The organism is Streptomyces sp. LX-29, from assembly GCF_029541745.1.
Taxonomy (GTDB): domain Bacteria; phylum Actinomycetota; class Actinomycetes; order Streptomycetales; family Streptomycetaceae; genus Streptomyces.
The window spans coordinates 6,178,885-6,196,274 of record NZ_CP089746.1; the positions used below are offsets into that span (position 1 = coordinate 6,178,885).

At 73.3% G+C, this 17,390-nt stretch carries 13 protein-coding genes; 8 read left to right on the forward strand and 5 right to left on the reverse strand.

The features are described from left to right. Positions 1-57: 57 nt before the first annotated feature. The 3 genes from LRS74_RS26035 to LRS74_RS26045 all read right to left on the reverse strand — a co-directional run bounded on the left by LRS74_RS26035 (position 58) and on the right by LRS74_RS26045 (position 2,854). Entirely contained in the window at positions 58-1,350 is a 1,293-nt protein-coding gene (locus LRS74_RS26035) for an MFS transporter (protein ID WP_277744940.1), read from the reverse strand. 114 nt (positions 1,351-1,464) lie between these two features. Then, positions 1,465-2,121, reverse strand: a complete 657-nt coding sequence (locus tag LRS74_RS26040) for an MBL fold metallo-hydrolase (RefSeq protein WP_277743278.1) — start codon at positions 2,119-2,121, stop codon at positions 1,465-1,467. A gap of 4 nt (positions 2,122-2,125) precedes the next feature. Continuing rightward, entirely contained in the window at positions 2,126-2,854 is a 729-nt protein-coding gene (locus LRS74_RS26045) for a maleylpyruvate isomerase family mycothiol-dependent enzyme (RefSeq protein ID WP_277743279.1), read from the reverse strand. 179 nt (positions 2,855-3,033) lie between these two features. Between LRS74_RS26045 and uvrA the strand changes: the two genes are divergently transcribed. Beyond that, complete coding sequence (gene uvrA / locus LRS74_RS26050) at positions 3,034-6,099, forward strand: excinuclease ABC subunit UvrA (protein WP_277743280.1); 3,066 nt, start codon at positions 3,034-3,036, stop codon at positions 6,097-6,099. Between the two features lie 164 nt (positions 6,100-6,263). Here uvrA and LRS74_RS26055 read toward each other — a convergent pair whose 3' ends face one another. Beyond that, on the reverse strand, positions 6,264-7,205 hold the full coding sequence (locus tag LRS74_RS26055) for a carbohydrate kinase (protein ID WP_277743281.1): 942 nt from the start codon (positions 7,203-7,205) through the stop codon (positions 6,264-6,266). A gap of 243 nt (positions 7,206-7,448) precedes the next feature. Between LRS74_RS26055 and LRS74_RS26060 the strand changes: the two genes are divergently transcribed. Continuing rightward, entirely contained in the window at positions 7,449-7,871 is a 423-nt protein-coding gene (locus LRS74_RS26060) for a Rieske (2Fe-2S) protein (RefSeq protein ID WP_277743282.1), read from the forward strand. Between the two features lie 354 nt (positions 7,872-8,225). Here the strand turns inward: LRS74_RS26060 and LRS74_RS26065 are convergent, their stop codons facing one another. Continuing rightward, on the reverse strand, positions 8,226-9,167 hold the full coding sequence (locus LRS74_RS26065) for a hypothetical protein (RefSeq protein WP_277743283.1): 942 nt from the start codon (positions 9,165-9,167) through the stop codon (positions 8,226-8,228). 421 nt (positions 9,168-9,588) lie between these two features. Between LRS74_RS26065 and LRS74_RS26070 the strand changes: the two genes are divergently transcribed. The 6 genes from LRS74_RS26070 (at position 9,589) to whiA (ending at position 17,077) form a co-directional block, all read left to right on the forward strand. Next, positions 9,589-10,224: a papain-like cysteine protease family protein gene (locus tag LRS74_RS26070; protein WP_277744941.1), complete on the forward strand. Its 636-nt coding sequence runs from the start codon at positions 9,589-9,591 to the stop codon at positions 10,222-10,224. A 76-nt stretch (positions 10,225-10,300) separates the two neighbouring features. Beyond that, positions 10,301-11,062 carry a hypothetical protein gene (locus LRS74_RS26075; protein WP_277744942.1) on the forward strand — a complete coding sequence of 254 codons (762 nt, stop codon included), beginning with the start codon at positions 10,301-10,303 and terminating at the stop codon, positions 11,060-11,062. A 927-nt stretch (positions 11,063-11,989) separates the two neighbouring features. Then, positions 11,990-14,083: an excinuclease ABC subunit UvrC gene (uvrC, locus tag LRS74_RS26080; RefSeq protein WP_277743284.1), complete on the forward strand. Its 2,094-nt coding sequence runs from the start codon at positions 11,990-11,992 to the stop codon at positions 14,081-14,083. Next, positions 14,080-15,021, forward strand: a complete 942-nt coding sequence (gene rapZ, locus LRS74_RS26085) for an RNase adapter RapZ (RefSeq protein ID WP_277743285.1) — start codon at positions 14,080-14,082, stop codon at positions 15,019-15,021. The genes uvrC and rapZ overlap by 4 nt, the downstream gene beginning before the upstream one ends. Next, entirely contained in the window at positions 15,018-16,097 is a 1,080-nt protein-coding gene (yvcK, locus tag LRS74_RS26090; protein WP_277743286.1) for a uridine diphosphate-N-acetylglucosamine-binding protein YvcK, read from the forward strand. The genes rapZ and yvcK overlap by 4 nt, the downstream gene beginning before the upstream one ends. Further along, positions 16,088-17,077, forward strand: coding sequence for a DNA-binding protein WhiA (whiA, locus tag LRS74_RS26095; protein WP_144384611.1), 990 nt, complete (start codon positions 16,088-16,090; stop codon positions 17,075-17,077). Before yvcK ends, whiA begins: the two co-directional genes overlap by 10 nt. Positions 17,078-17,390: the final 313 nt, after the last annotated feature.

Genomic DNA, 17,390 nt, shown 5'->3' on the forward strand with positions numbered 1-17,390 from the left:
CCGGCGCCCGGCGATCCCCGGAAGCCCGAGGCCCGGAAGGGCGGAGGCTCCGCGAGCTCAGGCAGCCGCCTCCCCGGCCAGTTCGGCCCGTGGGAGGCGGTCGCGCGTCTCACAGGTCTCCGGGAGCAGCGCGAAGCAGCCGAGGCTGAACAGCGCGATGGCGGTGAGATAGCCCGCCACCCCCCAGGGCGTCCCCTCGCCGCTGGAGAACGAGGTCGCCGCGACGGGGGTCAGCGCGCCGCCGAGCACCCCCGCCAGGTTGTAGCCGACCGCAGCGCCCGTGCAGCGCACCCGCGGCTCGTACAGCTCAGGCAGATAGGCGCCGGTCACGGCGAACATCAGGACGAACGCCAGCAGCGCGCCGAGGAAGCCGAGGAACATCAACGCCGGTCGGCCGGTGTGCAACAGCGCGACCAGCGGGAACATCCACAGGGCGGACGCCGCGGAGCCCAGCAGACACAGCGGGCGCCGCCCGAACCGGTCGCCGAGGTGCGCGACCAGCGGGGTGAGCGCGCCCTTGACGGCGACGGCCGCCATGATGAGACCGAGCATCACCGTGCGGTCGACCCCGAGGCGCTCCGTGCCGTAGGCCAACGACCAGGTGGTCACCGCGTAGAACACGGCGTATCCCACGGCGAGCCCGCCGGCGGTGAGCAGCAGCAGTCGCCAGTGGCGGCGCACCACCTCGGCCATGGGCGCGTCGGCCCGCTCGCCGCGCTGGGCGAGCTCCCGGAACTGCGGCGTCTCGCTGAGCCGGGTGCGCAACAACAGGCCCAAGGCGGCCAGCACGCCGCCCACCCAGAACGGCACCCGCCAGCCCCAGGAGCGGAACTGCGCGTCGGTCAGCGACAGGGACAGCGCCAGCAGCACCCCGTTGGCGATCAGGAAGCCGACGGCCGGGCCGATCTGCGGAAAGCTGGACCACAGCGCGCGGCGCCGCGCGGGCGCGTGTTCGGCGGTGAGCAGCACCGCCCCGCCCCACTCCCCGCCCAGCCCCAGCCCCTGGAGGAAGCGCAGCATGGTCAGCAGAACGGGCGCGGCGACCCCGATCGTGTCGTAGTCCGGCACACAGCCGACCGCGACGGTGGCGGCGCCGGTCAGGAGCAGCGAGGCGATGAGCACCGGACGTCGGCCGTGGCGGTCGCCGATGTGCCCGAAGACGATCGAGCCGAGCGGGCGGGCGAGGAAGCCGACGGCGAAGGTGCCGAAGGCGGCGAGCGTGGCCGCGAGCGGGGAGGCGCCCGGGAAGAAGAGCGGGCCGAAGACCAGCGCGGCGGCGCTGCCGTAGATGAAGAAGTCGTAGAACTCGATGGCGGTGCCGGCCAGGGACGCCGCGGCGAGGCGCGTCATGGACGGCGACTGATCGTCGCGCATGACGCACCAACTACCCGCGCGCGCCCCTGGTTACGGACCGGGAAGGGGTGATGTCAGGGCGTGTGGTGGCGCATCGGCACAGGCGCCGTGCTACCAGCCGCGCTCACGCCATTCGCCCAGGTGCGGACGCTCGGCGCCGAGCGTGGTGTCGTCGCCGTGGCCGGGGTACACCCAGGTCTCGTCGGAGAGCTGGCCGAAGAGCTTGGTCTCGACGTCGTCGATGAGGCTCGCGAACGCCTCCGGGTCGTTGTGCGTGTTGCCGACACCGCCGGGGAAGAGGCAGTCGCCGGTGAAGACATGCGCGTGGCCGTGCGGGTCGTCGTAGACCAGCGCGATGCTGCCCGGGGTGTGACCGACCAGGTGGCGGGCGGTGAGCTCCACCCGCCCGACACGGATGGTGTCACCGTCGTCGACCAGCACGTCGGTGGGGACCGGAATGCCCTCGGCGTCGTGCCGCCCCGCGTAGGTGGTCGCGCCCGTCGCGTCCACCACCTCGCGCAGCGCCTGCCAGTGGTCGCCGTGCTGGTGGGTGGTGACGACGGAGGCGATGCCGCCCTCGCCGATCAGGGTGAGCAGCGTCTGAGGCTCGGCGGCGGCATCGATCAGCAACTGCTCGTCCGTGGCGCGGCAGCGCAACAGATAGGCGTTGTTGTTCATCGGGCCGACCGCCACTTTAGAGATCATCAGGTCCGGCAGCTCGTGCACTTCCGCAGGTCCGCCGACCTTGACCGCTCCGCTGTACGTCATGAGATCAGCCTAGCGGCGGCAGCGCGGGCAGCACGGGGGCCGGGCAGGACAGCGCGGCCCCGTCGCCGCGGCCGGTGAGCCAGCCCAGCAGGTCGGCGGGGGAGCCGGTCACGGTGAGTCGCGGGCCGTCGGCGCGGCCGGTGTCCCGGACCGGGCCGTCGCCCGTGGCGGCCAGCCGGAGCGGCGGGACGTCCGGGTGCCCGGCGAACTTCACGGTGGTCAGGAAGTCGAGCTCCTGGGTCACGAAGCCGGCGGGCAGGTCCGCCAGGGTGTAACCGAGGTCGAGGTCGACATGGTGGAGCTCGACCTCCACCAGCCGCCGAAAGGGCAGCCGGGCGGCCTGCTCGACCACACCGCGGCGCATGGCGACCTCCGCCGACCACCGGTCGCGGGGGAGCGCCGCTGCCGCCGCGTTGAAGCGGAAGGCGCTGGTGCGCAGGTCGTCGAGGTGGACGGCGAGCGGGCGGGAGGCGTCGCGCTCGATGTCGGCGTCGCGCGCCTCCTCGCTGGCGTACATGGGGATCTTCTCGCCGGTGCGCGCCGAGACCAGCAGATTGGTGAGAGCGTCGGCGTTGCGGGCCAGATGCGCCAGGAGGTGGCCGCGGGTCCAGCCCGGCAGCGAGGAGGGCTCGGCGACCGCGGTGTCCTCCAGCGTGGCCACCGCGGAGAGCAGCCGGTCGGTGGCCCCCTGGACCGCAGAGGCGTCGCGCGCGTAGTCCGCGTAGTCACTCATGGTGCGACCGTAGCCCCGCCACTCCTTCGAGTGAAGCTGTCTGACTTCCCCCGCAAATCGAATGTGCGTGCTATAGGCTCGGTGTGCTGCATCCTTAAAGAACATCGCCGTAGCGCCCCTACTCTGGATCGGGGGGTGCGGCGCACCCCACACCTCTCTCAAGAAAGGTGCCGACCGGCGTGGCCGACCGTCTCATCGTCCGTGGCGCTCGCGAGCACAACCTCAAGAACGTCTCGCTCGACCTCCCCCGCGACTCCCTGATCGTCTTCACCGGGCTGTCGGGGTCGGGTAAGTCCTCCCTCGCGTTCGACACGATCTTCGCCGAGGGGCAGCGCCGCTACGTCGAGTCGCTCTCCTCCTACGCGCGGCAGTTCCTGGGCCAGATGGACAAGCCCGATGTGGACTTCATCGAGGGCCTGTCCCCCGCCGTCTCCATCGACCAGAAGTCGACCTCGCGCAACCCGCGCTCGACGGTCGGCACCATCACCGAGGTCTACGACTACCTCCGACTTCTCTTCGCCCGCATCGGCAAGCCGCACTGCCCCGAGTGCGGACGGCCCATCGCCCGCCAGTCCCCGCAGGCGATCGTCGACAAGGTGCTGGAGCTGCCCGAGGGCAGCCGCTTCCAGGTGCTGTCCCCGCTGGTCCGGGAGCGCAAGGGCGAGTTCATCGACCTCTTCTCCGACCTCCAGACCAAGGGCTACAGCCGCGCCCGGGTGGACGGCGAGACCATCCAGCTCAGCGACCCGCCCAAGCTCAAGAAGCAGGAGAAGCACACCATCGAGGTGGTGGTCGACCGCCTCACCGTCAAGGACAGCGCCAAGCGGCGGCTGACCGACTCCGTCGAGACCGCGCTCGGGCTCTCCGGAGGCATGGTCATCCTCGACTTCGTCGACCTCGACGAGGACGACCCGCAGCGCGAGCGGATGTTCTCCGAGCACCTCTACTGCCCCTATGACGACCTGTCCTTCGAGGAGTTGGAGCCGCGCTCCTTCTCCTTCAACTCGCCCTTCGGCGCCTGCCCGGAGTGCACCGGCATCGGCACCCGGATGGAGGTCGACCCGGAGCTGATCGTCCCGGACGAGGAGCGGTCCCTGGAGGAGGGGGCCATCCACCCCTGGTCGCACGGCCACACCAAGGAGTACTTCGGCCGGCTGGTCGGCGCGCTCGCCGACGCACTCGGATTCCGCACCGACATCCCCTGGGCGGGTCTCCCGCAGCGCGCCAAGAAGGCGCTGCTCCAGGGCCACAAGACGCAGATCGAGGTGCGCTACCGCAACCGGTACGGCCGGGAGCGGGCCTACACCACGGCCTTCGAGGGCGCCGTGCCGTTCGTGAAGCGGCGCCACTCGGAGGCGGAGAGCGACTCCAGTCGGGAGCGCTTCGAGGGCTATATGCGCGAGGTGCCCTGCCCCACCTGCGAGGGCACCCGACTCAAGCCGATCGTGCTCGCGGTCACCGTCCAGGGCCGCTCCATCGCGGAGGTCGCCGCGATGTCGATCAGCGACTGCGCCGACTTCCTGCGCGGGATGAAGCTGACCGCGCGGGAGAAGACCATCGCCGAGCGGGTCCTGAAGGAGGTCAACGAGCGGCTGAGGTTCCTGGTCGACGTGGGCCTGGACTATCTCTCGCTCAACCGCGCGGCGGGCACCCTGTCCGGCGGCGAGGCGCAGCGCATCCGGCTGGCCACGCAGATCGGCTCCGGCCTGGTCGGCGTGTTGTACGTGCTGGACGAGCCCTCCATCGGTCTGCACCAGCGCGACAACCACCGGCTCATCGAGACGCTGGTGCGGCTGCGGGACCTGGGCAACACGCTGATCGTCGTCGAGCACGACGAGGACACCATCAAGACCTCGGACTGGGTGGTGGACATCGGCCCCGGCGCCGGCGAGCACGGCGGCAAGGTGGTGCACAGCGGCCCGTTGAAGGAGCTGCTGAGCAACAAGGAGTCGATGACCGGCCAGTATCTGTCCGGTAAGAAGTCGATCGCCCTGCCGGAGATCCGCCGCCCCGTGAACGGCTCCCGCCGGCTCACCGTGCGCGGCGCCCGGGAGAACAACCTGAAGGACATCGATGTGTCCTTCCCGCTGGGGGTGTTCACCGCGGTCACCGGCGTCTCCGGCTCCGGCAAGTCGACGCTGGTCAACGACATCCTCTACACCCACCTGGCGCGGGAGCTCCAGGGTGCGAGGAACGTCCCGGGGCGCCACACCCGGGTGGACGGCGACGACCTGGTGGACAAGGTCGTGCACGTCGACCAGTCGCCCATCGGCCGCACCCCGCGGTCGAACCCGGCCACCTACACCGGCGTCTTCGACCACGTCCGCAAGCTCTTCGCGGAGACGATGGAGGCCAAGGTCCGCGGCTATCTGCCCGGCCGGTTCTCCTTCAACGTCAAGGGCGGCCGCTGTGAGAACTGCGCGGGCGACGGCACCATCAAGATCGAGATGAACTTCCTGCCGGATGTGTACGTGCCGTGCGAGGTCTGCCACGGTGCGCGCTACAACCGGGAGACCCTGGAGGTGCACTACAAGGGCAAGTCCATCGCCGAGGTGCTGGACATGCCGATCGAGGAGGCGCTCGACTTCTTCGAGGCCGTGCCGACGATCTCCCGCCATCTGCGCACGCTGCACGAGGTCGGCCTGGGGTACGTCCGGCTCGGCCAGTCCGCGCCGACGCTCTCCGGCGGTGAGGCCCAGCGCGTCAAGCTCGCCAGCGAGCTCCAGAAGCGGTCGACCGGGCGCACGGTCTACGTCCTGGACGAGCCGACCACGGGTCTGCACTTCGAGGACATCAGCAAGTTGATCAAGGTCCTCTCCGGTCTGGTCGACAAGGGCAACACGGTGATCGTCATCGAGCACAACCTCGATGTGATCAAGACGGCCGACTGGGTCGTGGACATGGGCCCCGAGGGGGGTAGCGGCGGCGGCCTGGTCATCGCCGAGGGCACCCCCGAGGAGGTGGCGTCGGTCCCGGCCAGCCACACCGGCAAGTTCCTGCGCGAGCTGCTCGGCGAGCGGGTGAGCGACGCGGACGCGGCGCCGGCGCGGGAGCCGGCGGCGAGGAAGAGCGCCCCGGCGAAGAAGGCCACCGCGTCGGCAGCCGGGAGGTCCACCGCGACGAAGGCCGCGGCGAAGAAGACGGCGGCGGTGAAGAAGACCAACGCCACGGCGGTCAGAAAGGCGGCCGAGGTCACCACCAAGCCGGCCGCCAAGAAGACGGCGACGCGGGCCAAGCGCGGCTAGCCCCGGCTCGGGCGCCCCGCGCGCTGACACCGCATCGGGCGCCCGGCGCCGGCCCACCCGAAGGGCTCGGCGTTGGGGCCCGCCCGAAAGGCGTGACGTGCGGGCCCGCCCGAGGGCTGGGTGGCCCGGCCGTCGCCGGGCCACGGCGGGAGCCGGGTGCCCGGTCAGCCGAGTTCGGCCGCGTAGGGGGGCTCCGCGCCCGGGCGGGAGCAGGTGACGGCGGCGGCGCGGGCGGCGAAGGCGAGGATGTCGCGCCAGACGTCCTCGTCCAGGCCGGCGATCGCGGCGGGGGAGAGCGCGTCATGGGCGGCCAGCTGGTGCAGCAGCGCGGCGTTGACCGTGTCGCCCGCACCGATGGTGTCCGCGACGGTGATCCGCTCGCCGGGCACGGTGACCGGACGGCCGCCGCGGGTCAGCACGGTGAGGCCCGCCCCGCCGCGGGTCAGCACCACGGCCGAGGGCCCCGCCGCCAGCCACTCCCGCGCTGCCGCTTCGAGGTCCTCGACGCCGTCGGCCAGCCAGGCGGCGTCCTCGACGGAGAGCTTCAACAGGGCGACGTGGGGCAGCCAGGACCGGAAGCGGGCGCGGTAGACGTCCGCGTCGGGGATGAGACCGGCACGGATGTTGGGGTCGAGCGCCGTGAAGAGGCCGCGTTCGGCCTCGCGCCGCAACAGCCTCTCGTAGGCGCTGGCGCCCGGTTCCAGCACCAGCGAGCAGGTCCCCAGGGAAAGGGCCGTCACGCTCGTCGGAAGGGCGTCGGGCAGCGCGAAGAGCCGGTCCGCGGTGCCCTCGGCGTAGAAGCCGTAGCCCGCCGATCCGTCCGCCCCGACGGCCGCGACCGCCAGCGTGGTCGGCTCCGGCCCGCGCTGCACCAGCGAGATGTCCACGCCGTCGGCGCGCAGCCCGTCCAGCAGCGCCTCGCCGAAAGCGTCCGTGGAGACCCTGGAACAGAACCCGGCGGGGGAGCCCAGGCGCCCCAGCGCCACGGCGGTGTTGTACGGGCCGCCGCCGCGTCGGGGGAGCAGCGCGGGCAGCCCGTGGTCCGGCGCGGCGGACGCGCCGGACGGCACGAGGTCGATCAGGGCTTCTCCGGCCACCACGATCACGGGCTGCGGTCCTTCCTGTCCGGCTCCGTCGACTCCGGCTCGGTCCACACCGCCGGTCGCCGCTGGTCGCCGCCATTCGTTGTCGGTCGTTGTCGGCTCCCGCGAGGGATCGCCGGAAGGTATCTCATCGGGGCGAGCCCGTAAACGCATGGGCGGGGCGGGCGCCGTGACGACGGCCGGTATCGTCGATCGGGTCGGCGCGCGTGCCCGACCGTGATCCACATGCCTGCCTCAGGAGCCCCCATGACCAGCCAGCCCGCCACCCGCCGAACCGTGCTGCGAGGGGCGGCACTGGCCGGAGCCGCCGGGCTCGGCGCAGCGGGCTGCGTGGGCGCCATCGGTAAGAAGGCGTCCCCGACTCCCACCGCCCCCGTGGAGCTGGGCGCGCCCAGCGAGGTTCCGGTCGGCGGCTCCAAGCTCTACCGCGAGGACCGCTTGGTGGTGACGCAGACCGCGAAGGGTGAGTTCAAGGCCTTCAGCGCGGTGTGTACGCACGCGGGCTGCGTGGTCCACGAGGTGGCGGACGGGAAGATCAACTGCACCTGCCACGGCAGCGAGTTCGACGCCGAGACCGGTGAGGTGCTCCAGGGGCCGGCCGTGGCCCCGCTCCCGTCCGTGCCGATCCGGACCAAGGGCGGCAAGCTGGTCGCCGGGCCGGACGCCTGAGTTCCGAAGGACCGAAGCCCCCGGAACCCTCGCGGTTCCCGTAGCTCAGGCGCGTCGACCGCGCCCGGGAGCTCGTAGGGCGCCGTAGGGGGGCCGCCAAGGGCCCGTACCGGCCGCGTGACGCCCCGACGCCGGGGTGAACATGGCGGAACCCGACCCGAGGCGTGGAACGGGCCGTGGGACGGGCGTGGAGTGCCGTCCCGCGGAGGCGCGCGCCCACCCGGGCCGGGGCCGGGGCCGACGCTCGGGCCGGCGCTGGGGCGCCGGCCACTCCGCCTGCCCCGCCCGGCCACTCCGCATGCTCCGCCCGGCCCGGCCACCAGGTGTGCCCGCTCGCCCCGGCCAGGGGCGCGGCTACTCCCAGTCCCAGGCGATGCCCAGGATGCCCGGGGGGACGTCCTGCTCGGCCAGGTGCACGATGCGGTGCTGTCCGGTCAGGGTGAGCTCCCGTTGTCCGCTGCGCGGGGCGTCGGCCGAGGCGCGGGCGAAGCGCCGGCAGCGGACGGGCAGGGCGGCGGCGTCGAAGCGCACCTGGAGCACGTACTGCCCGCCGGCGAAGCTGAAGCCGCGCACGTACTCCTCACTGGGCCCACCGGTGCCGTCCTCGAAGGCGTAACCGAAGACGTGGGTGTCCCCGGCGCGCAGCCGCGCGTCGAAGAGCAGCTCGGCGACGACCAGGATGCTCTCGGCGTCCCGGCGCACCCGCCCCACGCGGCAGTTCTCGGTCGCGTGGACGGCGACCCGCGCGGGGTCGCACCCGGGGTCTCCCTGGTGGATCGCGAGGTAGCGGTCCACACCGTCCCGGTGGGCCCGCACCACGTGCTGTGATTCGCGCCCGCACAGCTCACGCCGCGTTCCGATGCGCACCCGTTCCAGGTGGCACACGGTGTGCAGCCCGCCGTCCAGCGGTGCGTCCAGGTCGGCGAGCAGCCGTTCCAGGACGCCGGACACCTGGAGCAGGGTGCGGTACGGGCGAGTGGCCGGGCGCGGGGTGGGGACGCCCGTCGGTTCCAGCAGCCGGGTGAGCGCGTGGGCGGGCAGCTCCAGCACCTCCTCCAGGGCCCGGACCGCCCGCAGCGACTCCGGGCGGCGCGGCCGTCGCGCGCCGTGCTGCCAGTAGCTGAGGCTGGTCACCCCGACCGTGACGCCGCGCTGCGCGAGGCGGTGCCGGACCCGGTGCAGAGCGAGCCCCCGCGCGGTGAGCGCGGCCCGCAGCGCCACATGGAACGGACCGTTCCGCAGCGCCCGCGCCAACTCCGTCTCGGCGGTGCCCGACTGTGCGGTGGTCTGCCGCATCCATCAGCTCCTCGTGCTCCGGAGCTCTCCCGCTCCCCCATCGGACGTGAGAGCTCCGCAGCGGGGCTCCCCCGACTCCGCTGTGAACGTTCACGACCGGAACTCGCCCTAGTGGGCCATGGATTCGCCACGCTCCAGCAAAATCCATGCATCGTCCGTTCACATGTGATCCAGAACGTTCACACAGCGATGTCATCTCGCATTGAAGCGTGTTGACCTGGTCGTGACAACGCCGGATGCTCCACGCACAGCGTCCGGACGCGCTCCTCCACCCCACACCCCCCTCGCACGGGAGGAACGCATGAACAGCGTCCCAACCACCCCCCGAACCGGCCAGGTTTCGGGTCCGCGGGCCGTCACGGCTCCGCGCGGGGGCCGTCGTCTCGGCAGACGGCTCTCCCTCACCGGCCTCGCGGCCGCCATGCTGCTCGCGCTCCCCACCGCGGCCGCGACGGCGACGCCCGCGCCGAACACGTCCCCCGCCGCCGCCCCGACCCACGCCGGCTCGGCCCCGGTTACGTCGGACGCGTCGACGGCGGCGACCACCCCCTCCCCGGCGCGCCCCGGCGCCGCGCTCGCCGCCCGGCGGCTCGACATCACCATGCAGGCGCAGGCGAAGACCAACTGGTGCTGGGCCGCGTCCGGAAACACCATCGCCACCTGGATGGGGCGCGGCTACAGTCAGAACCAGTTCTGCAACGCCGCGTTCGACCGCGCCCAGGGCACCGAATGCCCCAACTGGCAGGCCACTCTCGGCAATGTGCAGACCGGGCTGCGCTGGGCCGGCATCAACCCCGGTTGGTACGTCAACGGATGGCTGCGCTACTCCACCGTGCAGAGTGAGATCAACGCGAACCGGCCGATCGAGACCCGAATCCAGTGGTCTTCTGGCGGTGGCCACATGCATCTGCTGTACGGATACGACACCACGAACGACTGGGTGTACTGGGGCGATCCATGGCCGTCCAACTACCGCTACAACTGGGCCGCCCACGGCTGGTATGTGAACAACAGCGAGTTCGCGTGGACGCACTCGCTCTACGGGATCGGGGCGTGAGGTCATGACCATCGTGAACGCCGGCCGCGCGGTCGCCGCCGCGGCCCTCGCCACCGCCCTGCTCGGCCTGCTCCCCATGGCCGATGCCGCCGCCGACACCCCCACGGCGACGCCCGCCGCCCCGGAGACCCCCGCGGCCGCGGCGGTCGACACCGCGCGGGAGGCCGCCGGGAGCGCCGCCACCCGCGACACCCTGGCCCGCTTCTTCGCCCGCGACGGCGCGGTCTCCCCGAAGGCCGCCGCCCCGCGCATCGAGGGGGCGACGGTGCCCGTCTACACGCTCTCCGCGCGGTTCGTCGCCGCCCGGCCGCAGTCCGGTGCCTGGACCGGCACACCCATCGCCACGCTGGACTTCCTCGCCAGCAAGGCGGTCGCCGCCGACGGTCGCAAGGCGTCGGTGTGGACCGCGCGGACCGGCGGCTCCTGGCGGGTGGTGAACATCGCCACCGGTGACGACGAGACGCGGTACGCGGCCCTGGGCGCCCGGAAACTGGCCGGCGGAACGGTCTTCCGTGAGCCGCAGATCGACGCCTGGTACGTCCAGCGTGGCACGCGCGTGCTGCCGCTCGACCCCGACGCCACCCGCGCGATCGGAGCCGGAGGCACCACCGTGAGCGCGTACCAGAAGCGCGTCCACGAGTCGTACGGCGACAAACTCCCCGGCTCCGCCTACGCCCGCAAGGGCATGGCGGGCGGTTACGAGCCGGCCCAGGCGTCGACCACCGCCGGGAGCAGCGACGGCCTGCTGACCGTCACCTCCACCATCGCCGGCGTCGGCGCCCTGGTGGCCCTCGGCCTGTGCGCCGCGGCCGCCCTGCGCATCCGCCGCTCCGGCTGATCCGCGCCGCGCACTCGGCGCCGAGGTCCGCGACGCACGGTGGCGGCCGCCGGGTGCGCGGCACACGGCTGCCCCGCCGACCGGCGCCAGGCCCAGCCGCTGGGCCTGGCTGACCGGCCGCCACCGACACGGTGCGGCCGCGGTCCGGCCCGCCCGCGCGGGGCCGTTCCCGTACGACCCGGCCCCGCGCGGGCGGCGTTCCGGCGCATGCCGGCTCGCCTGTGCGGGGCCCGACCGTGCCCCGTCCGCGGACCGGACGGGGCCCGCCGCCCCAGCCCCTCATGGGGAGCCGCTCAGCCGCTCCAGCCGGCCCGGACGCGCCACTCCCTGGCTCCCCCGCTCCCCGGCTCCCCGCTCCCTGGCGACCGGACCGGCAGAGGCGGATCTCCCGGGGCGGCCGGCCCGCTCGTTCACCAGCCCACGGGCGTGCCGAGGCAGCCCCCAGAGGGCCACCCGTCCCGTCCTGCCGGTGGCGACTCGCCCTGCTGGCAGCGTCCCGTCCTGCTGGCAGCGTCTCGCCCTGCCGGCGGCGTCCCGACCTGCTGGCAGGACACGCCCCGCCCGGTGGCCGCGCGGCCTGTCGCTGTCGCGCGGCCTGCCGCTAGCGGGCGGCCCGTCGCTTCCGCGTGGCCCGTCGCTTCCGCCCGGCGCCCGGGCCACGGCCGTCGCGGCCACGGGCCACCGCCCTGACATGCGACACCCGAGTGCGCCGCGGAAGCCCCGTCGGCCGCGTTCTCCGCGACCTGTCGGGCCCGGCCGCCCGCCGTCGTGCCCCGCCGTCCGGGCGGGACGCCGTGGCGCCCCGTCCAGGTGCCCGCGCCGTCCCACGGCCTCGGCTTCCGCCCTTCCCCGATCGCCCGCCGTTCCGGGGCGTCCCGGGCCCGTTCCGGGGCCGGAGTGTCGGCGGCCGCCAGTAGGGTGGTGACCATGGCCGACCCCAGCAGCTACCGACCCAAGCCGGGACAGATCCCCGACTCGCCGGGGGTCTACAAGTTCCGGGACGAACACGGCCGGGTGATCTACGTCGGGAAGGCGAAGAGCCTGCGCCAGCGGCTCTCCTCGTACTTCCAGGACCTGGCGAACCTGCACCCACGCACCCGCACCATGGTCACCACGGCCGGCTCCGTGGAGTGGACGGTGGTCTCCACCGAGGTGGAGGCGCTGCAGCTCGAGTACACCTGGATCAAGGAGTTCGACCCCCGGTTCAACGTCAAGTATCGGGACGACAAGAGCTATCCGTACCTGGCGGTGACGCTCAACGAGGAGTTCCCGCGCGTCCAGGTCATGCGCGGGGCCAAGAAGAAGGGCGTGCGGTACTTCGGCCCGTACGGGCACGCCTGGGCGATCCGCGAGACGGTCGACCTGATGCTGCGGGTGTTCCCGGTGCGGACCTGCTCGGCCGGGGTGTTCAAGCGTTCGGCGCAGATCGGGCGGCCCTGTCTGCTCGGCTACATCGGCAAGTGCTCCGCCCCGTGTGTCGGCCGCGTCACCGCCGAGGAGCACCGCGAACTCGCCGAGGACTTCTGCGACTTCGTGGCCGGCCGCACCGGCACCCATCTGCGCCGGCTCGAGCAGCAGATGCACGACGCCGCGGAGGACATGGAGTACGAGAAGGCGGCGCGGCTGCGGGACGACATCGGCGCGCTGCGCCGCGCGATGGAGAAGAACGCCGTCGTCCTCACCGACGCCACCGACGCGGACCTGATCGCGGTCGCCGAGGACGAGCTGGAGGCGGCCGTGCAGATCTTCCACGTGCGCGGCGGCCGGGTGCGCGGCCAGCGCGGCTGGGTGACCGACAAGGTGGAGGCCGTGGACACCGCGGGTCTGGTCGAGCACGCCCTCCAGCAGTTGTACGGCGAGGAGAGCGGCGACGCCGTGCCCAAGGAGGTGCTGGTGCCGGCCCTGCCCGACCCCGTCGACCCGGTCGTCGAATGGCTCGCCGGCCGTCGCGGCGCCCGCGTCGACCTGCGGATACCGCAGCGCGGCGACAAGAAGGACCTGATGGCCACGGTGCAGCGCAACGCCCAGCAGGCGCTCGTGCTGCACAAGACCAAGCGCGCCTCCGACCTGACCACGCGCTCCCGCGCGCTGGAGGAGATCGCCGAGGCGCTGGACCTGGACTCCGCACCGCTGCGCGTGGAGTGCTTCGACATCTCGCACTTCCAGGGCGACGACGTGGTGGCCTCCATGGTCGTCTTCGAGGACGGGCTGGCCCGCAAGAGCGAGTACCGCCGCTTCCAGATCAAGGGTCGTGTCGGAGACGCGCAGATCTGGCACGGTCGCGGGCAGGACGACGTCCGCTCCATGCACGAGGTGGTCAGCCGCCGCTTCCGCCGCTACCTCCAGGAGAAGCAGAAGACCGGCGAGTGGGACGGCGAGGACGCGCCAGCGGGCGCCGAGGCCGGAGGGCCGGCGCCGGTCGGCGGCGAGGTGGACGCGGTGGCCGGTGGGCCCGTGGACCCCGAGACGGGCCGGCCGCGCAAGTTCGCGTACCCCCCGCAGCTCGTCGTGGTCGACGGCGGCGCGCCGCAGGTCGCCGCCGCGCGGCGGGCGCTGGACGAGCTCGGCATCGACGACGTGGCCGTGTGCGGCCTGGCCAAGCGGCTGGAGGAGGTCTGGCTGCCCGGCGAGCCCGACCCGGTGGTGCTGCCGCGCACCAGCGAGGGGCTCTACCTGCTCCAGCGGGTGCGCGACGAGGCGCACCGGTTCGCCATCTCGTACCAGCGCAGCAAGCGCTCCAAGACGATGAAGGCGGGGCCGCTGGACACCGTGCCCGGCCTGGGGGAGAGTCGCCGGCAGGCGCTCCTCAAGCACTTCGGCTCGCTCAAGCGGCTCCGCGCGGCGACCATCGACCAGATCTGCGAGGTCCCCGGCATCGGCCGCAAGACCGCCGAGACCGTGGCCGCGGCCCTCGCCCAGGCGGCCCCGCCCGCCCCGGCGGTGAACACCGCCACAGGAGAGATCATTGAGGATGAGGCCGCGTCCGCGGCGTCATCCCCGACACGGGGGACAGGACCATGAATGCGCAAGACCACGAGAACCACGGAAACGGAGCACAGGTGAGTACGGGCACGACGGGCGAGGCTCCCGAGGCCGCGGCCATCCCCGAGCTGGTGATCATCTCCGGCATGTCCGGCGCGGGCCGCAGCACCGCCGCCAAGTGCCTGGAGGACCTCGGCTGGTTCGTCGTCGACAACCTCCCGCCCGCCCTGATCCCCACCATGGTGGACCTCGGCGCCCGCTCCCAGGGCAATGTGGCCCGGATCGCCGTGGTCGTCGACGTCCGCGGCCGCCGCTTCTTCGACAACCTCCGCGAGTCCCTCGCCGACCTCGCGGCCAAGAACGTCAAGCGTCGGGTGCTCTTCCTGGAGGCGTCCGACGACGCCCTGGTGCGCCGCTTCGAGTCGGTGCGTCGCCCGCACCCGCTCCAGGGCGACGGGCGGATCGTCGACGGCATCGCCGCCGAGCGCGACCTGCTGCGCGAGCTGCGCGGCGACGCCGACCTGGTGATCGACACCTCCAGCCTCAACGTCCACGAGCTGCGCGCCAAGATGGACGCCCAGTTCGCCGGCGAGGAGGAGCCGGAGCTGCGCGCCACCGTGATGTCCTTCGGGTACAAGTACGGCCTGCCGGTCGACGCCGACCTGGTGGTGGACTGCCGCTTCCTGCCCAACCCGCACTGGGTGCCCGAGCTGCGCCCCTTCACCGGGCTCAACGAGGAGGTGTCCGGCTACGTCTTCAACCAGCCCGGCGCCAAGGAGTTCCTGGACCGCTACACCGAGCTGCTCCAGCTGATCGCGGCCGGCTACCGCCGCGAGGGCAAGCGCTATGTGACCATCGCCGTCGGCTGCACGGGCGGCAAGCACCGCTCCGTCGCCATGTCCGAGAAGCTCGCCGCCCGTCTGGCCGCCGAGAGCGTGGAGACCGTGGTCGTCCACCGCGACATGGGGCGCGAGTGAGCTATCAGCCCCTGCGCACCCGGCGGCTGCGGCGGCTCGTGGGAGGCCGCAGCGGCCGGCGCGCCCAGCCCAAGGTCGTCGCGCTCGGCGGCGGCATGGGCCTCTCCGCCTCGCTCGCCGCGCTGCGCCGCATCACCGGCGACCTGACCGCCGTCGTCACCGTGGCCGACGACGGCGGCTCCAGCGGCCGGCTGCGCGACGAGATGGGCGTACTGCCCCCCGGCGACCTGCGCAAGGCGCTCGCCGCGCTGTGCGGTGACGACGACTGGGGACAGACCTGGGCCCGGGTCATCCAGCATCGCTTCGAGAGCGAGGGCGAGCTGCACGGCCACGCGGTCGGCAACCTGCTGATCGTCGCGCTGTGGGAGCAGCTGGGCGACCCGGTGAACGCCCTGGAGTGGGTCGGCCGGCTGCTCGGCGCCCACGGCCGGGTGCTGCCCATGTCCGCCGTCCCCCTGGAGCTCCAGGCGCTGGTACGGGGCCACGACCCCGCCCGGCCGGACGAGATAAGCACCGTCCGCGGCCAGGCGACCGTGGCGCTCACCCCCGGCGAGGTGCAGTCGGTGCACGTGGTCCCGGAGGACCCGCCGGCCGTGCCGGAGGCGGTGGCGGCGGTCTTGGACGCGGACTGGGTGGTGTTGGGGCCCGGCTCCTGGTTCTCCTCGGTCATTCCGCACCTCCTGGTGCCCGAGCTGCTCGAAGCGCTCCAGGAGACCAAGGCGCGGCGCGTGCTCTCGCTGAACCTCGCTCCCCAGCCGGGCGAAACCGACGGCTTCTCCCCGCAGCGTCATTTGGAGGTTTTGGCCCGACACGCCCCTAAACTCGCCTTCGACGTGGTGTTGGCCGACGCGGCCGCGGTGCCCGACCGGAGCAGCCTGTGCGACGCCGCCGAGCGGCTCGGCGCGACGGTCGAGCTGGCTCCGGTGGCCGCCGCCGGCGCGTTCCCGGCCGCGGCCGAGGGTGCCGCCGCCCGGCCGGACGCCGTGGGGGCCTCCCCGCGGCACGACCCGGAGCTGCTGGCCGCCGCGTACGACCGTATTTTTCGGATGCATGGAAGGATCGGCCCATGGCGATGACGGCAGCGGTGAAGGACGAAATCTCCCGGCTCCCCGTCACCCGGACCTGCTGCCGGAAAGCGGAGGTCTCGGCGATCCTGCGGTTCGCGGGCGGGCTGCACCTGGTCAGCGGGCGCATCGTGATCGAGGCGGAGCTGGACACCGGCATCGCGGCTCGACGGCTCCGCAAGGACATCCTGGAGATCTTCGGTCACGCCTCCGACCTGGTGGTGATGGCCCCCGGCGGGCTGCGCCGCGGCAGCCGGTACGTGGTGCGGGTGGTCGCCGGCGGTGACCAGCTGGCCCGCCAGACCGGCCTGGTCGACGGCCGCGGCCGGCCGATCCGCGGACTGCCCCCGCAGGTGGTCTCCGGGGCCACCTGCGATGCCGAGGCCGCCTGGCGCGGTGCCTTCCTGGCGCACGGCTCGCTCACCGAGCCCGGCCGTTCGTCCTCCCTGGAGGTGACGTGCCCCGGCCCCGAGGCCGCGCTGGCGCTGGTCGGCGCGGCGCGCCGGCTCCAGATCGGGGCCAAGGCTCGCGAGGTGCGCGGCGTGGACCGGGTGGTCGTCCGGGACGGTGACGCGATCGGCGCGCTGTTGACCCGGCTCGGCGCCCATGAGTCCGTGCTGGCCTGGGAGGAGCGGCGGATGCGCCGCGAGGTGCGGGCCACCGCCAACCGGCTCGCCAACTTCGACGACGCCAACCTGCGTCGCTCCGCGCGGGCGGCGGTGGCCGCGGGGGCGCGGGTCCAGCGGGCGCTGGAGATCCTCGGCGACGAGGTCCCGGAGCACCTGGCGGCCGCCGGCCGGCTGCGCATGGAGCACAAGCAGGCGTCCCTGGAGGAGCTCGGCGCTCTCGCCGACCCGCCGTTGACCAAGGACGCGGTCGCCGGCCGCATCCGCCGCCTGCTGGCGATGGCCGACAAGCGCGCCCAGGACCTCGGCGTACCCGGCACGGAGTCCAACCTGACCGAGGAGATGGCGGACGGCATGGTCGGCTGACCGCCCCTCAGCCTCCCCGTACGACACCCCGGTCGGGCGACCCGACCGGGGCGAGGCCCCTTGCGAGCCCTGGGCCCGGTCGCCCTACGGACCGAGCCGCATCCGAGCGGGGCCGCGTCCGAACCGGGCTGGGTGCGGGGCGGCTGCGCCAGGTCAGGCCGTGTCCGCTCGGAGCCCGGCCGACGGCCGCCGGCGCCTGCTCGCCCGGCGCCTGAGCCCCGGCTCCTCCTGCCCAGCGTCTACGCCAGGCCCGCCCGGCGCCTCGCCGCCCGGCCTACGGCACGTCGGCCTCATGACGGGGACCCGCGCCGGC

Coding starts and splice junctions, on each gene's coding strand:
- LRS74_RS26035 (WP_277744940.1), bottom strand. CDS start 1,350: ATGACGCGCCTCGCCGCGGCGTCCCTGGCCGGCACCGCCATCGAGTTC.
- LRS74_RS26040 (WP_277743278.1), bottom strand. CDS start 2,121: ATGACGTACAGCGGAGCGGTCAAGGTCGGCGGACCTGCGGAAGTGCAC.
- LRS74_RS26045 (WP_277743279.1), bottom strand. CDS start 2,854: ATGAGTGACTACGCGGACTACGCGCGCGACGCCTCTGCGGTCCAGGGG.
- LRS74_RS26060 (WP_277743282.1), top strand. CDS start 7,449: ATGACCAGCCAGCCCGCCACCCGCCGAACCGTGCTGCGAGGGGCGGCA.
- LRS74_RS26065 (WP_277743283.1), bottom strand. CDS start 9,167: ATGCGGCAGACCACCGCACAGTCGGGCACCGCCGAGACGGAGTTGGCG.
- LRS74_RS26070 (WP_277744941.1), top strand. CDS start 9,589: ATGCTGCTCGCGCTCCCCACCGCGGCCGCGACGGCGACGCCCGCGCCG.
- LRS74_RS26075 (WP_277744942.1), top strand. CDS start 10,301: ATGGCCGATGCCGCCGCCGACACCCCCACGGCGACGCCCGCCGCCCCG.
- uvrC (WP_277743284.1), top strand. CDS start 11,990: ATGGCCGACCCCAGCAGCTACCGACCCAAGCCGGGACAGATCCCCGAC.
- rapZ (WP_277743285.1), top strand. CDS start 14,080: ATGAATGCGCAAGACCACGAGAACCACGGAAACGGAGCACAGGTGAGT.
- whiA (WP_144384611.1), top strand. CDS start 16,088: ATGGCGATGACGGCAGCGGTGAAGGACGAAATCTCCCGGCTCCCCGTC.